This window comes from Thermogutta terrifontis (genome assembly GCF_002277955.1).
Lineage (GTDB): Bacteria > Planctomycetota > Planctomycetia > Pirellulales > Thermoguttaceae > Thermogutta > Thermogutta terrifontis.
Window position 1 is genome coordinate 3,320,632 of the sequence record NZ_CP018477.1, and the last position, 18,656, is coordinate 3,339,287.

Sequence of the window (18,656 nt, forward strand, 5' to 3'; positions counted from 1 at the left end):
TTCCTCCAGTAAAACCTAGCACCACGTGGGCCGATCTAAAGTCCATGGATGCTGTGTGGAGGTGCCTGCTCACTTGAAAATTATAATGCTCTTCAGCAACGGTGTCGCCGATATGACATCGAAGTGACGGCGCATTTCAGCAGAAAGGCAAAGTTCCCTTGCAGGGCCCAGCATCCGTTCACGGCTGTTCCGCGCCCGAATTCAGCGAAGCTTCGCTAATTGGGGTCTCGTAGAGAAGCTTGTTAGTCGTCTGCTTTTGTAAAGAGGAACACGCCTGTCCCGGCCCCGCTTTCCGAACCTCCATGATCATGCCCGCCCGGCAGACACCACCGCCCTGCTTCGCGGAGTATCCGTAACTCAACTGACATGCGTGATGCCGTCAACCCGCCTATCTCGGGTGCGGCGCAAGGTCGTTTCTAGGAGTAGTTTGCCGGTAAAATAGGCAGAGGGTGATTTTGCCGTTTGTTCGGACTTTGAGGGACGAACATGGTATCGCCGAACCACGAGAATCAGCAATCGCTGGGTAACCCCCGGCAGACCGAGGGACCTCCACCGTCACGGACGCTGGCTGTGGCCAGGGTCATGGGGAAGGGCTTTCAGATCGTGGCGATGCTGTGCCTGCTGGGGCTCTTCACGCTGGTGGTCATCAAATACTCACCCTTCAGTCCCGAGAAGGTCCCGGTGGGTGAAAATCACCCAGCGGTCGGCCGCGCCCTGACGACGCTCGCCCTGACTCCGCTGACCGGCAGCAGCACGGCCATCACGTCTGCCGATCTTTCAGGACGGGTGACGCTGATTAATTTCTGGGGAACATGGTGCCCACCCTGTCGCCGGGAATTTCCTCACATGAAAGCCCTTTTCGAGGAGTTCAAGGATCATCCGGCGTTTCTTTTCCTTTCCGTGTCCTGCGCGGGAGATCGCCAGGAAAATCAAGAAAATATCGATGAACTCCGCCGGAGCACACTTGCCTTCTTGAATTCTTCGGATGCAGAATTTCCCACTTACGCTGATCCCACCTTCCAGACTCGGAGTGAGATCGACCGAATCGCAGGTTTTCAGGGGTATCCCACGACAATTCTCGTCGATGGGAGCAGAACAATCCGGGCGATGTGGGTCGGTTACTGGCCGGGAATTGAAAAAGAAATTGAGCGCATGATCAAAAAGCTGCTCGCCGAATCACAAAACTCTCAGCCCGACGTTTCAAACCGCTAGTGCTCCCCAAACCTGGGGGCGGGTCAATTTGCGTCGGACGTCGGCTTTCCCCAAGCGCCCGCCCGCAAGCGGCGGACGTTTCCTGAAGATGCAGGAAACGCAGTCGCCTTTTCGACTTTATCAGCCGCCGAGCTTTCCTGGGGACGGCTTACCCCCAATTAGGAAACGTAGGGATTGAAGGGAATCAGTGACTCGAAACTGCTCAGCGGGGCACGCTCCAAACATGCCCGAATTATCCGTCGGCCGAGGGGATCCAGCCCCGGCATCGACACCAATTCCTCCAGATGCTTATGGAAGAACCGATAAAGAATCTCCGCACCCTTGTCGTAGGTCTCCGGTCCTACTTCCGGCTGAGAGTCCACTTCCAGGAACCAACTGGGAATCTGAGTGCCTTCGATTTGCATGAAGGAGAGAGCATATCCTAGCAGGGGACACCGGGCCGGTTTAAGCTGTTCAGGCCGAAATCGGGCGCCACCACGTCGCGCCAGATATTCCCGCATGAGCCACTCCGGCATAAAGCCAACTTCCCAGCATCCGATATGCTGATTGGGCACGAGGACAAATCGCGTATCCGGCGTCTCCAGAATTTGCCTGAGCAGGAGGTTGGCCTGATCAACTTTACACCCCGTCGCAAAAGGCCAGTATGATCCCACACCTTCGCTCTGGAGCGAATCACTGTCCACGATACTGGGATTGGAATGTCCTCGGGGCGCCACCAATCGCCACAACCATGCCAACGCCGGCGGCAGGACGTGCATCATTCCCAAAATGCCGTAGGTGGGATTTTCTCGCGTGCAGGGCGGCGTGCGGACTCCAAAACTCCGCACATCCACGGACACCGGCTCATTAATCACATTCGGAACCAGCCGCCGTGGCAAAATCACACGCGGGTTCGGACACGGTTTTCCGGGAGCATCTTCGATGTGTTCCCAAATCAGACACGTCGCGCGGGGCACCGCATGAATATTGAGGAAAATGATGGGCTCCTTCGCCATCGTGCAAATTCGTTCAAGATAGGGATCCGTTCCATATTCCTTGATGTGGTCCACCCGCACGAACCACGCCGTTTCCGCATCGGAGACCACCAGTTTTCTACCCTTGGAGTTTTGAAAACCCGGGTGACACAGGGCCATGTCATCGGTAACAGGAAACAAAGTGCAGCCCTGAACCAGGGAGATGTAGCGTTTTTGACCTGTGATAATGTTTCTTCCCAAGAGAAGCCGGCCGTCGGGTTCCCGATGCGGATATTCGAGCATTTCACTCTTTCCACCACCGCTGGCCCCTTCATGCATGATGGTCATGATGTTGTCGTAAGGCGTCATGACCTGAACGGTGGAACCATGCAGCGTCACCCAACCCTGCTCCTCTCCCAGGGAAAGAAGCACACCGTAAACGCCCTTCTTGGCGCTGGGTCCCGGATAGAGATTGAGCGAAAAGACCTCATACACCGGAGGACCACGGTGGTGAATGACCACCTGTTTGCCGTCGCAAAGAGTGTGTCGGAACGGGGGTGCAACAAACACCACGGCCTCCGGAGAAAACTCTTCCGGAAGTTCAACTGCCGGGATCATCTCCTGAAGAAGCGCAAGGGCACCCGCAAAGAAACTGGCGTTGAGAGGCGCGACGAGAGCCGCCTGAAACCCCCACCGCCTTCCACCTGCGTAAAACGGCAGAATGATCAGTTCCTGTTCAGCCAGCCAGTCCAGAATCTCCTGCCGAACCTGCTCAAACGGAACTGAAAACCGCTCATGAAATCGGGGCTTGTCGGAGGGACGATCGTCGGCCACCACCATGCAGTCCGGGTCCCGCCGCCGCATGTAGGGCTCTGTGTAATTGACCGCAATGCCATTGCGGCACCGGACCACCGTAGCCTCCTTGAACGGTCCTTTGCCGGGAATGTCATAAACGACTTCAAAGTAATCCCTGTCCGGACCTCCGACAGCCAAATCGAAAAGCTCTTGCGGCTTTTCGGGAATAATCACCCGCCGCGCCGATTGGAGGACACGGAGCAGACTTTCTGGTCCAACGATCCGACTTCCTACCGCACTGTTCAAATCGACCGCCATGATGGTAAGCTCGTGTCTCGTATTGTCTCTGTCCGCGAACTGGCCTGATATCGCTTCACCAACACTCCCGTTATGGTCCACAGCTGGACACACGGCCAGCGCAGAAGGGCACCCACTGAATTACCTCTCAAAACGCCATTTTAACCAGACCGAAGTGCCGCCACACCAATGCGACAAAGGCCAACTGCCCCCTCTGCTGAGGCATTCGTTCCCTGGCACCACTCCTTATATCTTACCGCCCAAGCGACGCGCCGAAATGGCGGCGTCATCAGTAGTACATCGTAATTGGCAAGAAGTGTTAGCAAAGTGCCATATTAACGCAATCAGGACCTGCTGGGAACGCAGTTGCTCCGGATCCGCCCCTACTGCGCCCGACCGGCATAGACACCGAACTTTTCCTTAAGGTTCGCAGTGCCACCCCCAGGAATTCGGCCGTCGAGTGCTCGGCTTGCCAATCTTTTGCCCTACTGCACCCCGGCAGTCTCGCCCAGAAGCCGCGCGTAGGCTGCCTTGGCATGCTCAAGCAGGTCGTCGTACGAGTAGGCTTCGACGTCTTCGCCGATCAGTTCCACGTCGAAAAATCCGTCGTAGCCGTTGTCGCGGAGTGCCCGCACAAGTTCAACAATCGGCAGCGACCCCTCCCCAAGGAGGCAACGGTTAACCTCGCCATTGGGGGGCGATTTGGCATCGCCAAGTTGGACCAATGCGATATGCGGAATCAATTGCGGAATTCGCGACACGATGTCCGGAACAGCGCCCAAATGGTAGACATCGAAGATAAGCTTGACCTGGTTGGAGCCGATCGCATCGACGAGCTTGAAGTATTCGTCAAGATCGGTGATGAACGTGAAATCGCCAGCGCAACCGGGATGCATTGGTTCCACGCCCAAAAATACTCCCAGCTCCTGGGCGAGGGGAATCATTTCCTTGAGGGCCTCCCGAAACAACCGTCGGGCGTGGTTATGGGTGTGGAGCCCCCGAGCACCACTGTACACCAGAAGGCACCGGGTTTTCAGCTCCGCTGCCGTGCGGACGGCTTCCAGGGCATCTTCCACTGCTCCCCGGAATGTGCGCCCGTCTGTGCCGGTAAATCCCCCAGCCCAGAACAGATGTGACACCTGCATCCCCGTTTCGCTGAGCAGTTCCGCCCCTTTCTCTTCACCAAAGTCGGAGAGCTTTTGCCGCCACACACCGATGGCAGGAATCCCCGCCGCTTTGTACCGCAGGACATCTTCCTCGAAAGACCAGCGGAACGTCGTGGTTTCGGATACGGATAAACATGCCATCCGTGTTCGCCTCCCAGGTTTCAACCGTGATCAGGCAGAACGCTGTCGCGGATTTGCCAACGTCCAGTGTAACCAGTATGTCGCAAACCTCCAAACACGTAAAGATGCACACAACCGTGCAGGCGGATAGGTTTCCGTCTTCACGTGCTGGGGGACGCGGACGCCGGTCTGGAGAGACGATAGCGAGGATCGATGCGGTCAATCTCCTCCGTCATGACGTCGATCGTATAACGGATTTGTTCCTCCGTATGCCGTGATGTGAGGAAAAACCGTAACCGCGCGGCTGACTCCGGTACAGCGGGATAGACAATCGGCTGGACGTTGATGCCGCGCCGGAAAAGGGCCTGCGAGAGCTGCATGGAATGGAGCGAGTGACCGAGGATGATCGGCACCACTGGAGAATCCCGGCTGGCGCCTGTATCGAAGCCTCGTTCCCGAGCAAGGCCGAGGAAAAGTGCCGCCCGCTCCCGGAGGCGACGAACACGCTCCGGCTCTTTTTGAAGCAAACGGAGCGAAGCGAGAGCCGCCGCGGCGTTGGGCGGGGACAACCCCACGCTGAACACGAATCCCGGCGCCGTGTATTTGAGATACTCCACGAGGGCCTTCTTACCGGCGATGTAACCGCCGCAACTTCCAAACGATTTGCTGAGCGTCCCCATCCAGATGTCAACACCGTCGCGCGGAACGCCGAAGTACTCGCCGATACCGCGCCCGGTTTCTCCAATTGTCCCCATCGAATGGGCTTCATCCACCATAAGAAGCGCCTTATGCCGCTTTTTCACCTCGATGAAGTGCGGCAAATCCGGAATGTCGCCGTCCATGCTGTAGACACCCTCGATCACGATGAGCACCCGGCGGTATTCCCTCCGGAAGAGGCTTAACAGGCGGTCCGCCGTTCGCCAGTCATTGTGAGGGAAGGGTCGACGACGGGCACCGGAGAGAATGGCCCCCTGGAGAATGCTGTTATGAGATAGCTCATCGTGGAGAATAAGATCCCCCGGCTTGAACAGGTGGCCGATCACCGTTTCGTTGGTTGCATGACCGCCCACGAACACCACGGCGGCCTCTGTCCCCAGGAACCGGGCCAACTCTTCCTCCAACTCCCGATGAATCACCTTTTCGCCGGACACAAGTCGGCTCGCGGAGACGCTTGTCCCGTAGCGCTCCACGGCCTCCTGGACAGCGCGAATGACCACCGGATCCCCCGACATCCCGAGGTAGTTGTAGCTGGAAAAGTTGATCATCTCGCGGCCCCCAATGACCGTTCGGTCATTGGTGATGCCCTCGTGGACCGTAAAGAACGGATTTCCCAGACCACTTGCCTCCAGCACCCGCAACCGCTCTTGAAGGGCGACGTACTCAGGGAATTTCTCAATGTTGTAGAAGTCCTCGGGGATTTCCTGCCCGGCGGGAATGATGACGCGGCGTTCCTGCTCTACACCGCCAAGATATTTTTCCACCGCTTCCACAACCTGAGCGCAGGTTTCCAGCTCCGGCAGAATCTCGGCCGGGAAGCGGCCGCCGAAACGCTCTTCCAGCGAGGCGAGAATCTCCATACGTTCCAGAGAATCGAGCCCGATCTCGGTAATGGCCGTATCCAACGTCAGCCCTTCGGCACGATCTCGCGCCACCCGCCGTACTTCCGCCAGAACCGCCTCAATGATTTTTTCACGACTGGGGCGCGTCGATGGCGTTCCGCCCGATACCCCGCCCGATGGCGCACTCCGACTCCCATCGCCCGAGGAGGACGAACTGCTCCCGCCCCCTGCTGCCTGCCATGCCGGACCGAGATCGGCAGTTTGGGCCAGTCGCTGGACAAGATCGCCGTCCCCATTTCCACCGGAAAAGGCTGCTAAAGCAGGCTCCGGCTTCTCGACCGCTTGAACCGATTCCGAAGTCTTTGCAGCCGGGCTGAGCGCCGAGAGGGGCTCCTCCTCGACGGATGGCTCCCTGTGCCATGCCGCCACGACTTCCAGCGTTCCCTCCAGATAGGCCTGACGACAGGCGAACCGTTGAATCTTGTTGCTGGATGTGCGCGGAATACTGCCGGGCTTGATGAGGACAATCGCATCCACCGCCAGTTCATGTTCCAGTGCCACGGCCCGGCGGATTGCCTGAAAGATTGAATCAAACCCCTCTTTGACCCGGCGCTCCACTTCCTGCACGATGACCAACTGTTCTCGCCCGTCGCGCTCCACGGCGAAACACGCCCCAGCGTTCGGCCGAAGGCGATCGTCGGCCTCCTGGACTGTCCTCTCGATGTCCTGGGGATAGACGTTCACGCCATGGATGATGATCATGTCTTTGATCCGACCGGTTACAAAGAGTTCCCCCCGGTCTAAAAACCCCAGGTCGCCTGTCCGCATAAAGGGGCCTTCCCCATCGGCGAGATGCGCGCGGAACGTGTGTTGCGTGGCCTCCTCGTTCTCCCAGTAACCGACGGCCACGCTGGGGCCTTGGACCCAGATTTCGCCGATCTGACCTTCCGGAAGACGTTGGCAGGTCTCGGGATCCGCGATCACGATTTTGCCATCCGGGAGTTGCTGACCACATCCCACAAGGGCCCGGGCGTGCGGCGCCTTGGGATGACACTCCACGGCCCGCCCCCGGGCGATTTGCTCGCCGTCAAATAGCCGGATGATCGGTGGCTCTTTGACAAATCCGCCGGATACCATCAGCGTGGATTCGGCCAAACCGTAGCAGGGATAGAAGGCCTCCCGTCGAAAACCGCAGGGAGCAAAGTACTCGGAAAAGCGTTCGATTGTGTCCGCGCGGACAGGTTCCGCACCGTTGAACGCCACCTCCCAGGAGCTGAGGTCCAGTGTGTCCCGCTGCTGCGGAGTGATCGCCCGAACGCACAGATCATAAGCAAAGTTCGGCCCGCCGCTTGTGGTTCCGCGGTACTTGGTGATCGCTGCCAGCCACCGATAGGGCTTTTGAAGAAACGCCATCGGAGCCATCATGATATTGGGACGGCCGACAAACACGGGCTGAATGATGCCCCCAATCAGGCCCATGTCGTGGTAACTGGGCAACCAGTACACCCCCGTGCCACTCCGACGGTGCTCAAATGCCCAACAAATGAGCGCCGAGTTGTGAAGCAGGTTGGCATGGGTCAGCATGACACCCTTGGGTGTCCCGGTGGAGCCCGAGGTGTACTGGAGGAAGGCAAGGGTCTGACTGTCGATCTCCGGCTCTTCCCAGCGATCTTCCATGTGGGGTTCGATTTCCGTGGTGGTCAGCCAAGAAAGTTCTTTCAGATGGGGCGTTTCATCGATCAGGGTGTCCACACGATCTCTCACCGCCCGCGTGGTGAGGGCAACCCGAGCTCGCGCATTGTCGGATATGGCCTGGATCCGCTCCATGGATCGGTTTCTTCGCGGTGGATAAACCGGCACCGCGACAACGCCGGCATACAGGCAGCCAAAAAATGCAGCGATGAAATCCAGCCCCGGCGGGTACAGCAAGAGTGCACGTTCGCCCACCAAATCGTGCGTTTGCAACCAGGCCGCGATGGCCCGCGCCTGCCGATCGAGTTCCCGATACGTGATCGGTTGCTCTTCCGTTTCGCCATCCACCAGATAAATGAAAGCGATGTCGTCAGGCTGATATGTGGCGCGATGCCGCAACAGCTCGACCAGAGTGGTCGGTCCAAAAAAACGACCGGGCAGTTTCTCCGACTTATTCATGGCAGGATACAAATATCCGTTTTTGAAGAGGCCGATTCCACGGCAGCGGCCCTCGACCAAAATCAGTGCCGGACGGCAGGAGACGAATCCGTCAATTCGTCAAGCCACTGCGATCAATCTTGCGGCCTCCAGAATCGTTGTTTTCAAAAAAGCACTTCCGCCGGAAGCCTCACACCCCAACCTTGCTGAGGTTTCTTCATGTTGCACGAAGGGCGCTTTCGAGACTCGGGCCCCTGGGAACGATGGAGTCATGGAGTCCTTCACCTATTTCGACCCATCTTAGCCTATGTTACGCTTTTTCTCTGGAATCCGCAAAGGCGGTCGCATTGCCACCTTCAGTGGGGTGATAATCCCCGCGATAGGACAGTTCCCGTTGAATCTGAGCCAGCGGCGGCCTCAAACCGGTTCTTGCACGGCCACGCGAAAAGAGCGACCATTGAATGCAGGGCGGTACTTATGTTCTGGAGAATGGTTCGATGCTCGTGGTCACGTGTCCTTCCTGCCAAGCGCGTCTGAAGGTCAGTTCCCAGTTCACAGGTCGGGCGGGAAAATGCCCCCGCTGTGGGGAAATCGTCCCCATTCGCCAGAGCGAACAAACACCACCCAGCACGGCTCCGACCGGTGCTGCCGGGAGTTCCCCGCCACCGGCAGAAGATGAAGACTTGCCGCATATCGAGCATCCCGATCGTTTGGTCCGTCACTTCCACTATCTTGTGTGTGACCGACAGGGCCTGGTCGCCACGTGGGAATCCAACGGTCAGGGGTGGATGATTCGGTCGGGGACGACGTTCGTGCGGGCTGTCCGCAATGCAGACAAGTTACCGGCCCAGGGTGATTTCAAACTTGTCGAACTCCAGATCGTACCGCATCCGGACGGTTCGCACCGGCTGGAAGGCCTGCACGTCTATCAACTGGCGTCCCGCTACGCGCTAACAAGGATCGAACGCGGGGAAGACGCCATCCTTGGCGCCATCCGCGGACCGGGTTCCCTCAACCGCGATCAGAAAGCGGCCGTGTTTCGGTATATCCGGGAAAAATTCATGCGCCCCATGTGGGAAGACAACCAGGCGCTGATCGATTACCTGACCAACCAGGATTATCACTCCCCGGGCATTTCCCCACCCACCCATCCAGCCAGCCCGGCGTGAAATCCAAGGAGAGATCCCGCCTGGGAGCGATCACCGCTCTGGTGACTTTTCCGCCAGCGTGTTGGACGGCCGATCTCTTCGCGGTTTGAAGATGACGCCTGCCAGCGGCGGGAGCACAATTTTCATCGAAGCCGGAAACCCGTGCCACGGGATCGGTTCGGAGACCGCGCGGCCACAATTGCCAATGTTGCCGCCCCCGTATATTTCGGCATCACTGTTGAAAATCTCTTCAAACTCGCACACCTCAGGAACGCCAATACGATGCTCCCACCGGGGCACGGGTGTGAAGTTGAGCGCGATCACCAGGTAGTTGTTGGGGTCTTTGCCCCGCCGAATGTAGCTGAGTGTGCTTTCCTCCCAATTGTGGCAGTCGATCCACTGGAAGCCTTCCCAGCGGAAATCGACCTCGTGAAGGGCCTTTTCCCTTCGCAGAAGTTTATTCAGATCCGCCACACACCGCTGGAGTCCGCGATGCGTCGGCCAGTCGAGAAGCTCCCACTGCAACTGGGCGTCATAATTCCATTCGTGCCATTGCCCAAACTCGCTGCCCATGAAGAGCAATTTTTTGCCGGGGTGTGTCCACATGTAGGTGTACAGCAGTCGAAGATTCGCAAACTTCTGCCACCAATCGCCCGGCATTTGGGAAATGAGCGAGCCCTTTCCGTGAACGACCTCGTCGTGCGACAGCGGAAGGACGAAATTTTCGTGGAAGGCATAGATTAGGCTGAAGGTGAGCTCATTGTGGTGATACTTCCGGTAAATGGGGTCCTTGTGCATGTAGCGGCGGGTGTCGTTCATCCAACCCATGTTCCACTTCATGCTGAAGCCGAGACCGCCCTGGTACGTGGGATGCGAAACCCCTGGCCAGGCCGTCGATTCCTCGGCAATTGTCAGAACCCCCGGAAATTGCAGGTGCACCTGTTCATTGAGCAGTTTGAGGAAAGCGATGGCCTGGAGATTCTCCCGGCCGCCAAATTCATTGGGAAGCCACTCGCCCGGCCCCTTGCTGTAATCCAGGTACAGCATGGAGGCCACGGCATCCACGCGGATGCCATCCACGTGATATTTGTCGAACCAGAAGAGCGCATTAGCAATCAGGTAGTTACGGACCTCGTACCGGCCGTAATTGAAAATATGCGTTCCCCAGTCGCGATGCTCACCCAGGCGGGGATCTTCATGCTCATAGAGGGCGGTCCCATCGAACCGGCGGAGCCCATGGCCGTCTTTCGGAAAGTGGCCGGGCACCCAGTCGATAATGACACCGATGCCGTTCTGATGGCAGTAGTCGACAAAGTATTGAAAATCCTCGGGCGTCCCGTACCGAGAAGTGACCGCGTAGTAACCCACCACCTGGTATCCCCAACTTGCTGTGAGAGGGTGCTCAGCGATGGGCAAAAGCTCGATGTGGGTGTAGCCCATCTTTTTAACGTAGTCCACAAGCTCGTGGGCAAGCTCGCGATAATTCATCCAGCCAGTGGGGTTGTCCTTTGGCCGCCGCCAGCTTCCCAGGTGGACTTCGTAGATGGAAATGGGTTCTTCCAGCCAGTTCCGCTTCTTCCGCTGTTCCATCCATTCCTGGTCGTGCCACTGGTAACGATTGATGTTGAAAACGCGGGAGGCACTCCGCGGCGGCACCTCGGCCCAGAACCCGAACGGATCGGCCTTCTCAAAAACCTGGTCATGATAGCGGATCTGAAACTTGTACAGGTCGCCCTCTTTCAGACCGGGGATGAAGATTTCCCAAAATCCATTGGGGATGTGTTTCCGCATGGGATGGCAGCGGCCATCCCAGCGGTTGAAGTCTCCGATAACACTGACGCTTGTGGCGTTAGGTGCCCAAACGGCAAAGTTCACGCCCTCAACTCCGTTAACCGTACGGAGCTGCGCGCCCAGTTTGTTGTAGCATCGCCAGTGGCGTCCCTCGCCGAGTAAATAGAGGTCGTAATCCGTCAAAAGCGGAGGAAAAGTGTACGGGTCGTGCATGATCACCTGTTTGCCATCTTCCTCGGCCACCCGAAGCAAATACTGAGGTTGCTGGCCATTTAGTGGGCAGAGGGCCTCGTACAGGCCGGCAGGGTGAATCCGGCGCATCGGCCGGGGCACGCCCTCGTGCGCCAGATCGATGACCCAGGCCTGCTTGGAATGGGGGAGGAACGCGCGAATAGACAGGAGCTTTCGCCCGTCTTCCTCCACCACGTGGGGTCCCAGCACTTCGAATGGATTCTCGTGTTTTCCCTCCAGAAGCCGACCTAAATGCTCCAAAGGAATATGCGTCCGCACGGTCACCTCCTTGTCTCCCATGTCACCCATGACGCAGCTTATTTTACCCAAGTTTTTCGAATTTCTCACGCAATACGGTTTCAAAGAACCGGCTTTGTAATGGCATCGTCAGAAAAGCACGCCATTCATCCAGATTCTCTATATTGCCAACATTGTCACTAAAACCCAAACAATACACATGGGCACACTTTTCAGATCGATTTGACAGCCCCGGCTTGGCAAAGGCGTGAAAATTATTGAGGCGGGATTCGCCCCTTTTGCTGACCTTCTCAAAAAAATTTTACGGCCCAATTTTCTCCGGAAAGCCGCCCGACTCAAAAAATCGCGGCCACCCACCGAACACCGACGAGATTACCAACTCGCTTTCAGCGAGCTCGCCATACGGGCTCGCCAACTTGAGGGCCGGATCCATCCCACAAGCCACCTCAGTCTTTGACCAATCAGCGACGACTTCATCACAGGATGATGCTCTCCGGGACCTTCCCTTCGAGCAGACCTCGCGGCAGAGACAGTCACCCCGTCGGAGACGCAATCTCCCTCTCGCCAGTGGGGAGGATCAATACGCCACACTCGGCATTCGATTTCGTGGAACCTGGTGGCCCGGGCTATCCGCTGCCACAAATCCCGGTTTCGTACCGGAACCCGCTGGTCGTAGTAATCCCAGTGCCAACCTGACTGAGGCCACTCATGCAGTCCAAACAGGAGGCCCTCGCGAACTGCCGGACTGTGCGTCCAGATAATCACCTTAGCCGACTGGTTGAGGGATTCGAGAGCCCGGGCAATCGTGAGAAGCTCGAGTCGCTCGCCACAAACGCCGGGCTCCTCGTCCTCGGCTATAAACTCGTCGTGGCCCTCTTCCGAACGAAGGATGAACCGCCAACGGAAAGGATTCCCGTTGATGCCGGTTTGATACAGCAACGTAAAAGTGAGTCGCGGGACGGAAAGATCATCATCCCTGCCGGCCGCGACATCCTGCGCGCGATCCACGTGCAAAGCCATTGATGACACTCCGCCGATGTCCTGCTCAGGCAAACAGACCTGCAAAGTCTTCCTGACCGATCTTATTACCGGATATCGGCAAAAGCTATCTATCCTTTGCAGATTAACAGAAAAATTTTGCGGGACATCTGCGGAATGGAGACCGTGCCAATCGGTTGTGCGGCGCGTTACGCGCGTTTGGCCAGATTGTGCCACCAATCGCAGCCGTAGTTGCCCACCTTGTACTGCTCGATTTGACCGCTGGCCGCGGGCCCTGCCGCTTTCGCCAGGAGTTCCTGGACTTCCTCATCAGAAAGCGGGCGGAAATTCCTGGCCATCTCGATGTCTTGCCGCAGGTTCTCCCCCGATTGAATGCCACAAATGAGGCTGGAAATGGGCAGCGAAAGGGCAAACCGTCGGAGCAGGGGCGCTGGTATGCCCAGCTCCCGCGGCAATCGGCCGCCCTGCGAAGCAAGGGCCTTCATGCCGATGGCGCCAATCTTACGTTCCACACACACCGGCAATACTTGCTTTTGGAAACTTTCGTAATGCGCATCCAGGATGTTGATGGGCATTTGAACAGTGTCCCATTCGAAAGGTTTGGCGAGCATCGCCAGATGAAACCGCGGATTTTTGTGGCCGGTAAAACCGATATAACGAACCTTCCCCGCCTTGCGGGCCTCGAGGGCGCACTTGAGGGCCCCATTTTCGGCGAAGATGAGATCCGGATCGTCGTTCCATTGAATGCCGTGAAACTGCCACAAATCGATCCGATCCGTGCGAAGACGGCGGAGGCTGTCCTCGAGATTTTGCCGGGCGGTTTTGTAATCCCGTCCACACACTTTGGTCATGAGGAAAACCTTGTCGCGATATCCATTCTGCGCAAGGGCCTTTCCCATGCGTTCCTCGCTTCCACCGTTGTGATAGTCCCAGCAGTTATCGAAGAATGTCAGGCCATTGTCGATGGCTTCATGCATGATCGCGATGGCTTCCTTTTCATCACGAATGGCTCCGATGTCCCAGCCACCCAGCCCGATGATGCTCACACGTTCGCCGGTCTTGCCCAACGGACGCGTGGGTAGCCCGGCGGGACTGGACTCCTGAGCCAGTAGCATGCTGCGGCCAAGTGCCAAACCGGCAATAACTGTTTGCAGGAACTCGCGGCGTGTGGATTCGACGTTCATTGCGGCATCTCCTCGCAAGGGGGTAACGGGACGATACTCACACCAACAGGAGGCGCACAATTTTAGCGCCGCGAAATTGTTGGAAAAGCCCGGCAAGATCTGACTCGTCCCCAGTTTTGGTATGGAGCTGTGAGAGGCCAAAGGCTGAATGTGTCGGTCGTGGGGGCTGTTCATGAATTCCCCCTACTGGAATTCAGTCCATTTGGCGGCGCGGGATGCTTTGTGGATCTTTTCGGAGGGACACGCTTGTCGTGCCCGGTGATAGAGGAATGGATGATCGAACGTCGAACCGCGGACCTGACAACCAGGTCCCTCCGGGAGAGATCCCTCCGGGCTGAATCTCACCCGTCTAACCAGCTTGCCGAAGCTCACACGCCTTTGCCGGACCGAAGACAAAGCGAGAATGGATCAGCGGCAAACCGGGTGCGAGCTCCGCAAAGATGCCCTCAAGGCGAATTGCACGCTGGGACGAAAAAACTAGGGCGCGCCACTGGTAATCCATTATTGCTATTCTGTTTTTGCGAATTGTGGTTGGTTGAGACATCCAACAGCAGATATTCTGGGGTGTCTCAGCCTCGATCGCGGGCAAGTGCGGCCGCCAGATTATCTCCCAGGGCCAGAGTGCGAACATGCCCGTTGATCTCCAGATTTACCTCGCGAACTCCGATTTTGAGAACGCGCCCGCGGACTTCGCCGACCTCGAACGTATCGTTTTCACCCAATCGGAGTGTTTTGTTTTCCGTCCGTATGTAAAGCCACACTTCCCGCTTGCCATTGACCTCAACGATGCCGTTCACGTAAGCAAACTGGCTAGGATCAAGAACCGGCTCCGGCGGTGGCGTAGGCGGTCGCACCGGCCGCGTTGGTCGCGGTGGCGAAGGCGGAGGCGGGGGTGGAGGCGGAGTGTACGCCACAAACACGTTCCGATCCACGATAGTCTTGACATACTCCTTTAAATCCGGCAGCTTTCGCTCCACGAGGGGCCCGCTCGGCAAACTATCTTTCGCCACTGCATCATCAAGGGCGATCGCCTCGATACTGATCAACAGGTCAATGCGTTTTCCTTCTTTCACCGGCGTGATCGATAGTCGCTGAATGGCATGCAGATAGTCCCGCGAATAGAAGGCGTAAAGAAATCGCGTGAGTGATTCGAGGGTGCCCTGTCCGCGGACAGTAAATGGCATGCGGTAGAACAGATTCTTTTCCCGCCGTACTTCCCCGCTGTCCACCTGGATGGCTTCCAACCGGGCATTTTGGGCACATTCAAGAAGCCAATTTTGATAAAGGCGACGTGCGACGGCGGGATCGGCCGGCAGGGAGCGTGCCGCCCATTCTTTGAGCTGCTCTTTGGCCTTTTGGATATCCTGAAGTTGTCTCTCTTTAGCCCAAATCGAATTGATGAGCGTTGCCCGAGCCGTTTGCCGGATGCGGAACGGAGTTGAAACGATTGCCCAAATCGTCCGCCCCGCGACAAACGCGATCAGGACGGCTGCCACAAGTGCCAGTATGCGTTCCCTTTGCCCGAGTTTCATGGCGTCACCTCACGGTTTGTCTCGGGGCCGCGGAACGGGGAGCCGCGGTGGGAGTCAGGCCCGGCGTGCGGGCAGCCGGCGCGCGGCCGGAGCGGGCCGGCGCCGGAGGAGTGGACCGAATCACGACGGACGTTCCAAAGCGAAGCGTGTACGGTTTTTGAGAATCGTCTTCCGCTTTTCCTTTGGAAACGACCCGGTGGGTTTCATCCTCAAGAGCCTGCTCCATTTTCTGGACGCTTTCACTCGTGGCGGCGAAGCCTTCCAGCGAAATTTCGCCCGCCTTCGATCCAGCAGCCAGCGACACCTTGGTGAGCATCACCTCTTTTGCAGAAGGGATTTTCTCGTTTAAACGCTTCAGTTCTTCCAGCCAGTCCACCCGGGAACCGAGCCACCCGCGAACAGCCTGGGCGAGCTGCGCCACTTCGGCTCCTGCCTTCAATTCGCGATCCAGTTCCGATTGCCGCGTGCGGAGCTGCGCTATTTCCTGATCGAGCTGCGCCAATTGCCACCACCCGTAACCGACCCCGAGTGCCACGAGAACGGCTGCACCGACACCGGCCACCAAAAGCTGCCGCTTCTTAGACGGCGGCTCGGGACGGCGGTGCGGATGGAGGAAATCGAGCGGTGGCGTGATTTTTTCCTTCTCGTCCGCAAGAACTCCCAGCAGTGCTGTGTACTCTCCGGGATGGTCGGGAAGCGATTCCGCCAGCTGGGGACTGAGCACGAAGGGCTGGAAAGGATTGAAACAACTGGCAGAGAGGTCCAGTCGCTCGTGGAGCAACCCAACAAGATGCTCGTGGGCCGGCGTATTCCCGCAGAGAACAAGGTGATTCGCCCGGCCACCACCCAATTGATTCTGGGCCGCCATCATTGTCCGGCGAATTTCGCCCACCAGCGTCTCGGCCGAGGATGGATCACGAAGCGGATCACCGACCAGACGGGCGGTCCGCATGAACACCAACCGCCCCTCCACGATCACCGAAAGATCCACCTCATCTCCGACCAGGTCAATAACCAGCCGGATTTCTCCTTCCGAAAGAGGCAGACAACGGCGAGCCAACGAGGCCGAGGCGCACGGGCGCAGAAGCAGGCGTTCCGGGCGGAGTTGGGCAACCCGGCATGTGTCCTGGATTTGACTTAAAAGCTGGGGAGAAAGCGCTGCCACCAGTACATTTCTCGGCTGAGTAGGATCTCCGTCCAGCGGCAGATAATCGATGCTCCAGTCTTCAGTAACGTGCGTGAACTCCCGCAGCGCTTGAAGTTTGACAACCTCCGGCAGATCGTCGTCGGACACCGGCGGCACCGAGAGTTGACGGAGTTCCACCAGCGAACGGCTGATGGTCACGAACGTGGTCGGACGCCGGATATTGCGGGCGGCTAATGCAGCGGCCAGGCAACGTCCGATATCCTCCGCGCTCGGCCGGAACGGCTCTTCACCCGCCGGCGCTCCACCCAACGCATCGCGTAGATTGACATCGAACAGATGCTCCAGGATGAGACGATCCGACCGAGACGTGGCAACTGCCACCCTCAATTCCCGATCGTTCCATTCGTAGGCCAACCAGCGTGCCATCGGCTGTTACCTCAAGGGGACACGACCGTCCCTGCACGACCAAGACCAGCCATCTGCCCGGAAGATCCCAGGACGTCTAAAGGAAATCCGCGTCCAAGATGGCTCATATCTCTCCAGAATAATAGCCGGGCCGGGCGAACGGTAGCGTCAACAATCGCCTCCACCCGACAACTCGGTCCCCCACCGGCGAAATATCCAACCACCTGCGCCCGGTAAACATTACCCCCGCACGTGATGAACGGCATGAGGGCTTTCATTTCGTCAAGCGTCACCAGGCCGTCCGCAAGAATCCAGGTCTCATAACGGTAATTCTCGTCGTCGATGAGAGTGGGGTCTTTGGGTCGGGCTTGAATGATCATCTCGGCCACACTGGGATCCAGCGTGGGAATTCCGTACAGGATGGACCGTGGCGCAAGGTTAATGTTGATGCGCCCCGGGATCACTTTGCTCGAGGTGGCCGTGAGATTCGCCATGATCAGCGGTAAGATGGTTCGCAGCAGTGCCGGGTCATTGGGAAACACGGGGTCAATCACCCGCGGCTCATTCTCACCTGCGAATTGCATCCGGACTTTTGCACCAATGAGATCGAGCACGGTACTGAATTTGACGCGGGAAGGCCGCGAGAAGTCAATCTGGGCGTCCGCGGGCATCGGTTCGGACTGCTCCGTCCCCTCATAGGGCCCATTCTGGCGGTAGCCCACAATAAACGTCGCCACGTCGTGGCCAAATTCTTCTTCCAGTTGATTATAGAGAGCCTCGAGGTCGTCCTGATTGATGTTGATCTTGGCTCGGCCATCGGGACGAACGTTCAGTTCCATGCTGTACAGGGTGAGATACGCGGACCAGCCGCGATAAGCGACGGGATCGTCAGCGCTCAGCCCGGCAAAGGCTTCGGGAATGGTTTCATCCGCATCGATGATGCCGTTACGATTGCGGTCTGCCCCGAAGAGCAGTTCGGGCGTCACCCCCCGCACAAGGAGCAACTCCTCGATGGTTTCCAGCGGGCCATTTTTCGTCGCGTAGGCGGGGGACAGCCCTGAATAGTATTCGATTTCAGCCCCAAACTCCCGCGGTTCGTCGTCGGCATCCAGCCAGTCCATGATCGCATCGGCGATGTCTTCCGTCATGCCGGGCAACCCCATGAGAAGTTGCCGTCCTCCGTTCTCCGCGTATTGGTCGGCCAGGAGCAGACTGTTGACGTTGAGCTTGGCCGACTCGTTTTCCAGGCCATATCGGATGGTCGTGCCCATAGTGTCTTCCCAATCGGGTGCAATGACGGAGAAAAGCCCGGTATCAAGCGGATCGGCGGTTTGGTGCACAACCATTCCGGAGAACCACGCCGGATTGTTAAACCAACCGCCGTTGTCGTTTTGCCATTCCTCATCCATTGAGACAAAGAGGCGAACCGCTTCCACCCCGGAAGCGGCAAGGGCACGCGCTTGAGCCATCCGATTGGAGATATGTGCGCCTTCGCGCTCCGCCAGCATGAGATCTCCCAAAGTTAAGGCCGCCAACGAAAGAAGCGCGACCGTCACGAGCACCACAAGAAGCACCATCCCACGCCGCCGGCGCGAAGTACCGGCGTGCCTCACGCGCTGAGAACGGCGCTGGCCCTGTCGTTGATGTCCTCCCAGTTGATTCACAGTCATACCGCTGACAACATAGCAGTCACACAAAACACGTGCTCAAGTATTAGGGCCGGCCCAAA

At 57.8% G+C, this 18,656-nt stretch carries 11 protein-coding genes; 2 read left to right on the top strand and 9 right to left on the bottom strand.

All coding sequences use genetic code 11. The features are described 5' to 3' along the window. The first annotated feature begins 486 nt into the window (after window positions 1-486). A complete protein-coding gene (locus THTE_RS12320) occupies window positions 487-1,212 on the top strand; it encodes a TlpA family protein disulfide reductase (RefSeq protein ID WP_095415717.1) in 726 nt (241 codons plus the stop codon). Between the two features lie 158 nt (window positions 1,213-1,370). On the opposite strand, the gene THTE_RS12325 is transcribed toward THTE_RS12320, so the two are convergent. The 3 genes from THTE_RS12325 to THTE_RS18450 all read right to left on the bottom strand — a co-directional run bounded on the left by THTE_RS12325 (window position 1,371) and on the right by THTE_RS18450 (window position 8,253). Next, on the bottom strand, window positions 1,371-3,278 hold the full coding sequence (locus THTE_RS12325; protein ID WP_095415718.1) for a DUF4914 family protein: 1,908 nt from the start codon (window positions 3,276-3,278) through the stop codon (window positions 1,371-1,373). A 464-nt stretch (window positions 3,279-3,742) separates the two neighbouring features. Then, window positions 3,743-4,564 carry a sugar phosphate isomerase/epimerase family protein gene (locus THTE_RS12330; protein ID WP_095415719.1) on the bottom strand — a complete coding sequence of 274 codons (822 nt, stop codon included), beginning with the start codon at window positions 4,562-4,564 and terminating at the stop codon, window positions 3,743-3,745. A gap of 140 nt (window positions 4,565-4,704) precedes the next feature. Continuing rightward, window positions 4,705-8,253 carry an aminotransferase class I/II-fold pyridoxal phosphate-dependent enzyme gene (locus THTE_RS18450; protein WP_168175851.1) on the bottom strand — a complete coding sequence of 1,183 codons (3,549 nt, stop codon included), beginning with the start codon at window positions 8,251-8,253 and terminating at the stop codon, window positions 4,705-4,707. A gap of 440 nt (window positions 8,254-8,693) precedes the next feature. On the opposite strand from THTE_RS18450, the gene THTE_RS12345 reads away from it, so the two are divergent. Beyond that, window positions 8,694-9,401, top strand: a complete 708-nt coding sequence (locus tag THTE_RS12345; protein ID WP_095415721.1) for a zinc ribbon domain-containing protein — start codon at window positions 8,694-8,696, stop codon at window positions 9,399-9,401. Between the two features lie 30 nt (window positions 9,402-9,431). Here THTE_RS12345 and glgB read toward each other — a convergent pair whose 3' ends face one another. The 6 genes from glgB to THTE_RS12375 all read right to left on the bottom strand — a co-directional run bounded on the left by glgB (window position 9,432) and on the right by THTE_RS12375 (window position 18,597). Beyond that, window positions 9,432-11,681: a 1,4-alpha-glucan branching protein GlgB gene (glgB, locus tag THTE_RS12350; protein WP_420823847.1), complete on the bottom strand. Its 2,250-nt coding sequence runs from the start codon at window positions 11,679-11,681 to the stop codon at window positions 9,432-9,434. Between the two features lie 351 nt (window positions 11,682-12,032). Next, window positions 12,033-12,680, bottom strand: coding sequence for an RNase H family protein (locus tag THTE_RS12355; RefSeq protein WP_095415723.1), 648 nt, complete (start codon window positions 12,678-12,680; stop codon window positions 12,033-12,035). A gap of 167 nt (window positions 12,681-12,847) precedes the next feature. Continuing rightward, a complete protein-coding gene (locus tag THTE_RS12360) occupies window positions 12,848-13,843 on the bottom strand; it encodes an aldo/keto reductase (protein ID WP_095415724.1) in 996 nt (331 codons plus the stop codon). 569 nt (window positions 13,844-14,412) lie between these two features. Further along, window positions 14,413-15,375 carry a hypothetical protein gene (locus tag THTE_RS12365; RefSeq protein WP_095415725.1) on the bottom strand — a complete coding sequence of 321 codons (963 nt, stop codon included), beginning with the start codon at window positions 15,373-15,375 and terminating at the stop codon, window positions 14,413-14,415. 4 nt (window positions 15,376-15,379) lie between these two features. Next, window positions 15,380-16,948, bottom strand: a complete 1,569-nt coding sequence (locus THTE_RS12370; RefSeq protein WP_095415726.1) for a hypothetical protein — start codon at window positions 16,946-16,948, stop codon at window positions 15,380-15,382. Between the two features lie 11 nt (window positions 16,949-16,959). Next, window positions 16,960-18,597 (bottom strand): type II secretion system minor pseudopilin, encoded by a 1,638-nt coding sequence (locus tag THTE_RS12375; RefSeq protein ID WP_095415727.1) that lies wholly within the window; start codon window positions 18,595-18,597, stop codon window positions 16,960-16,962. Window positions 18,598-18,656: the final 59 nt, after the last annotated feature.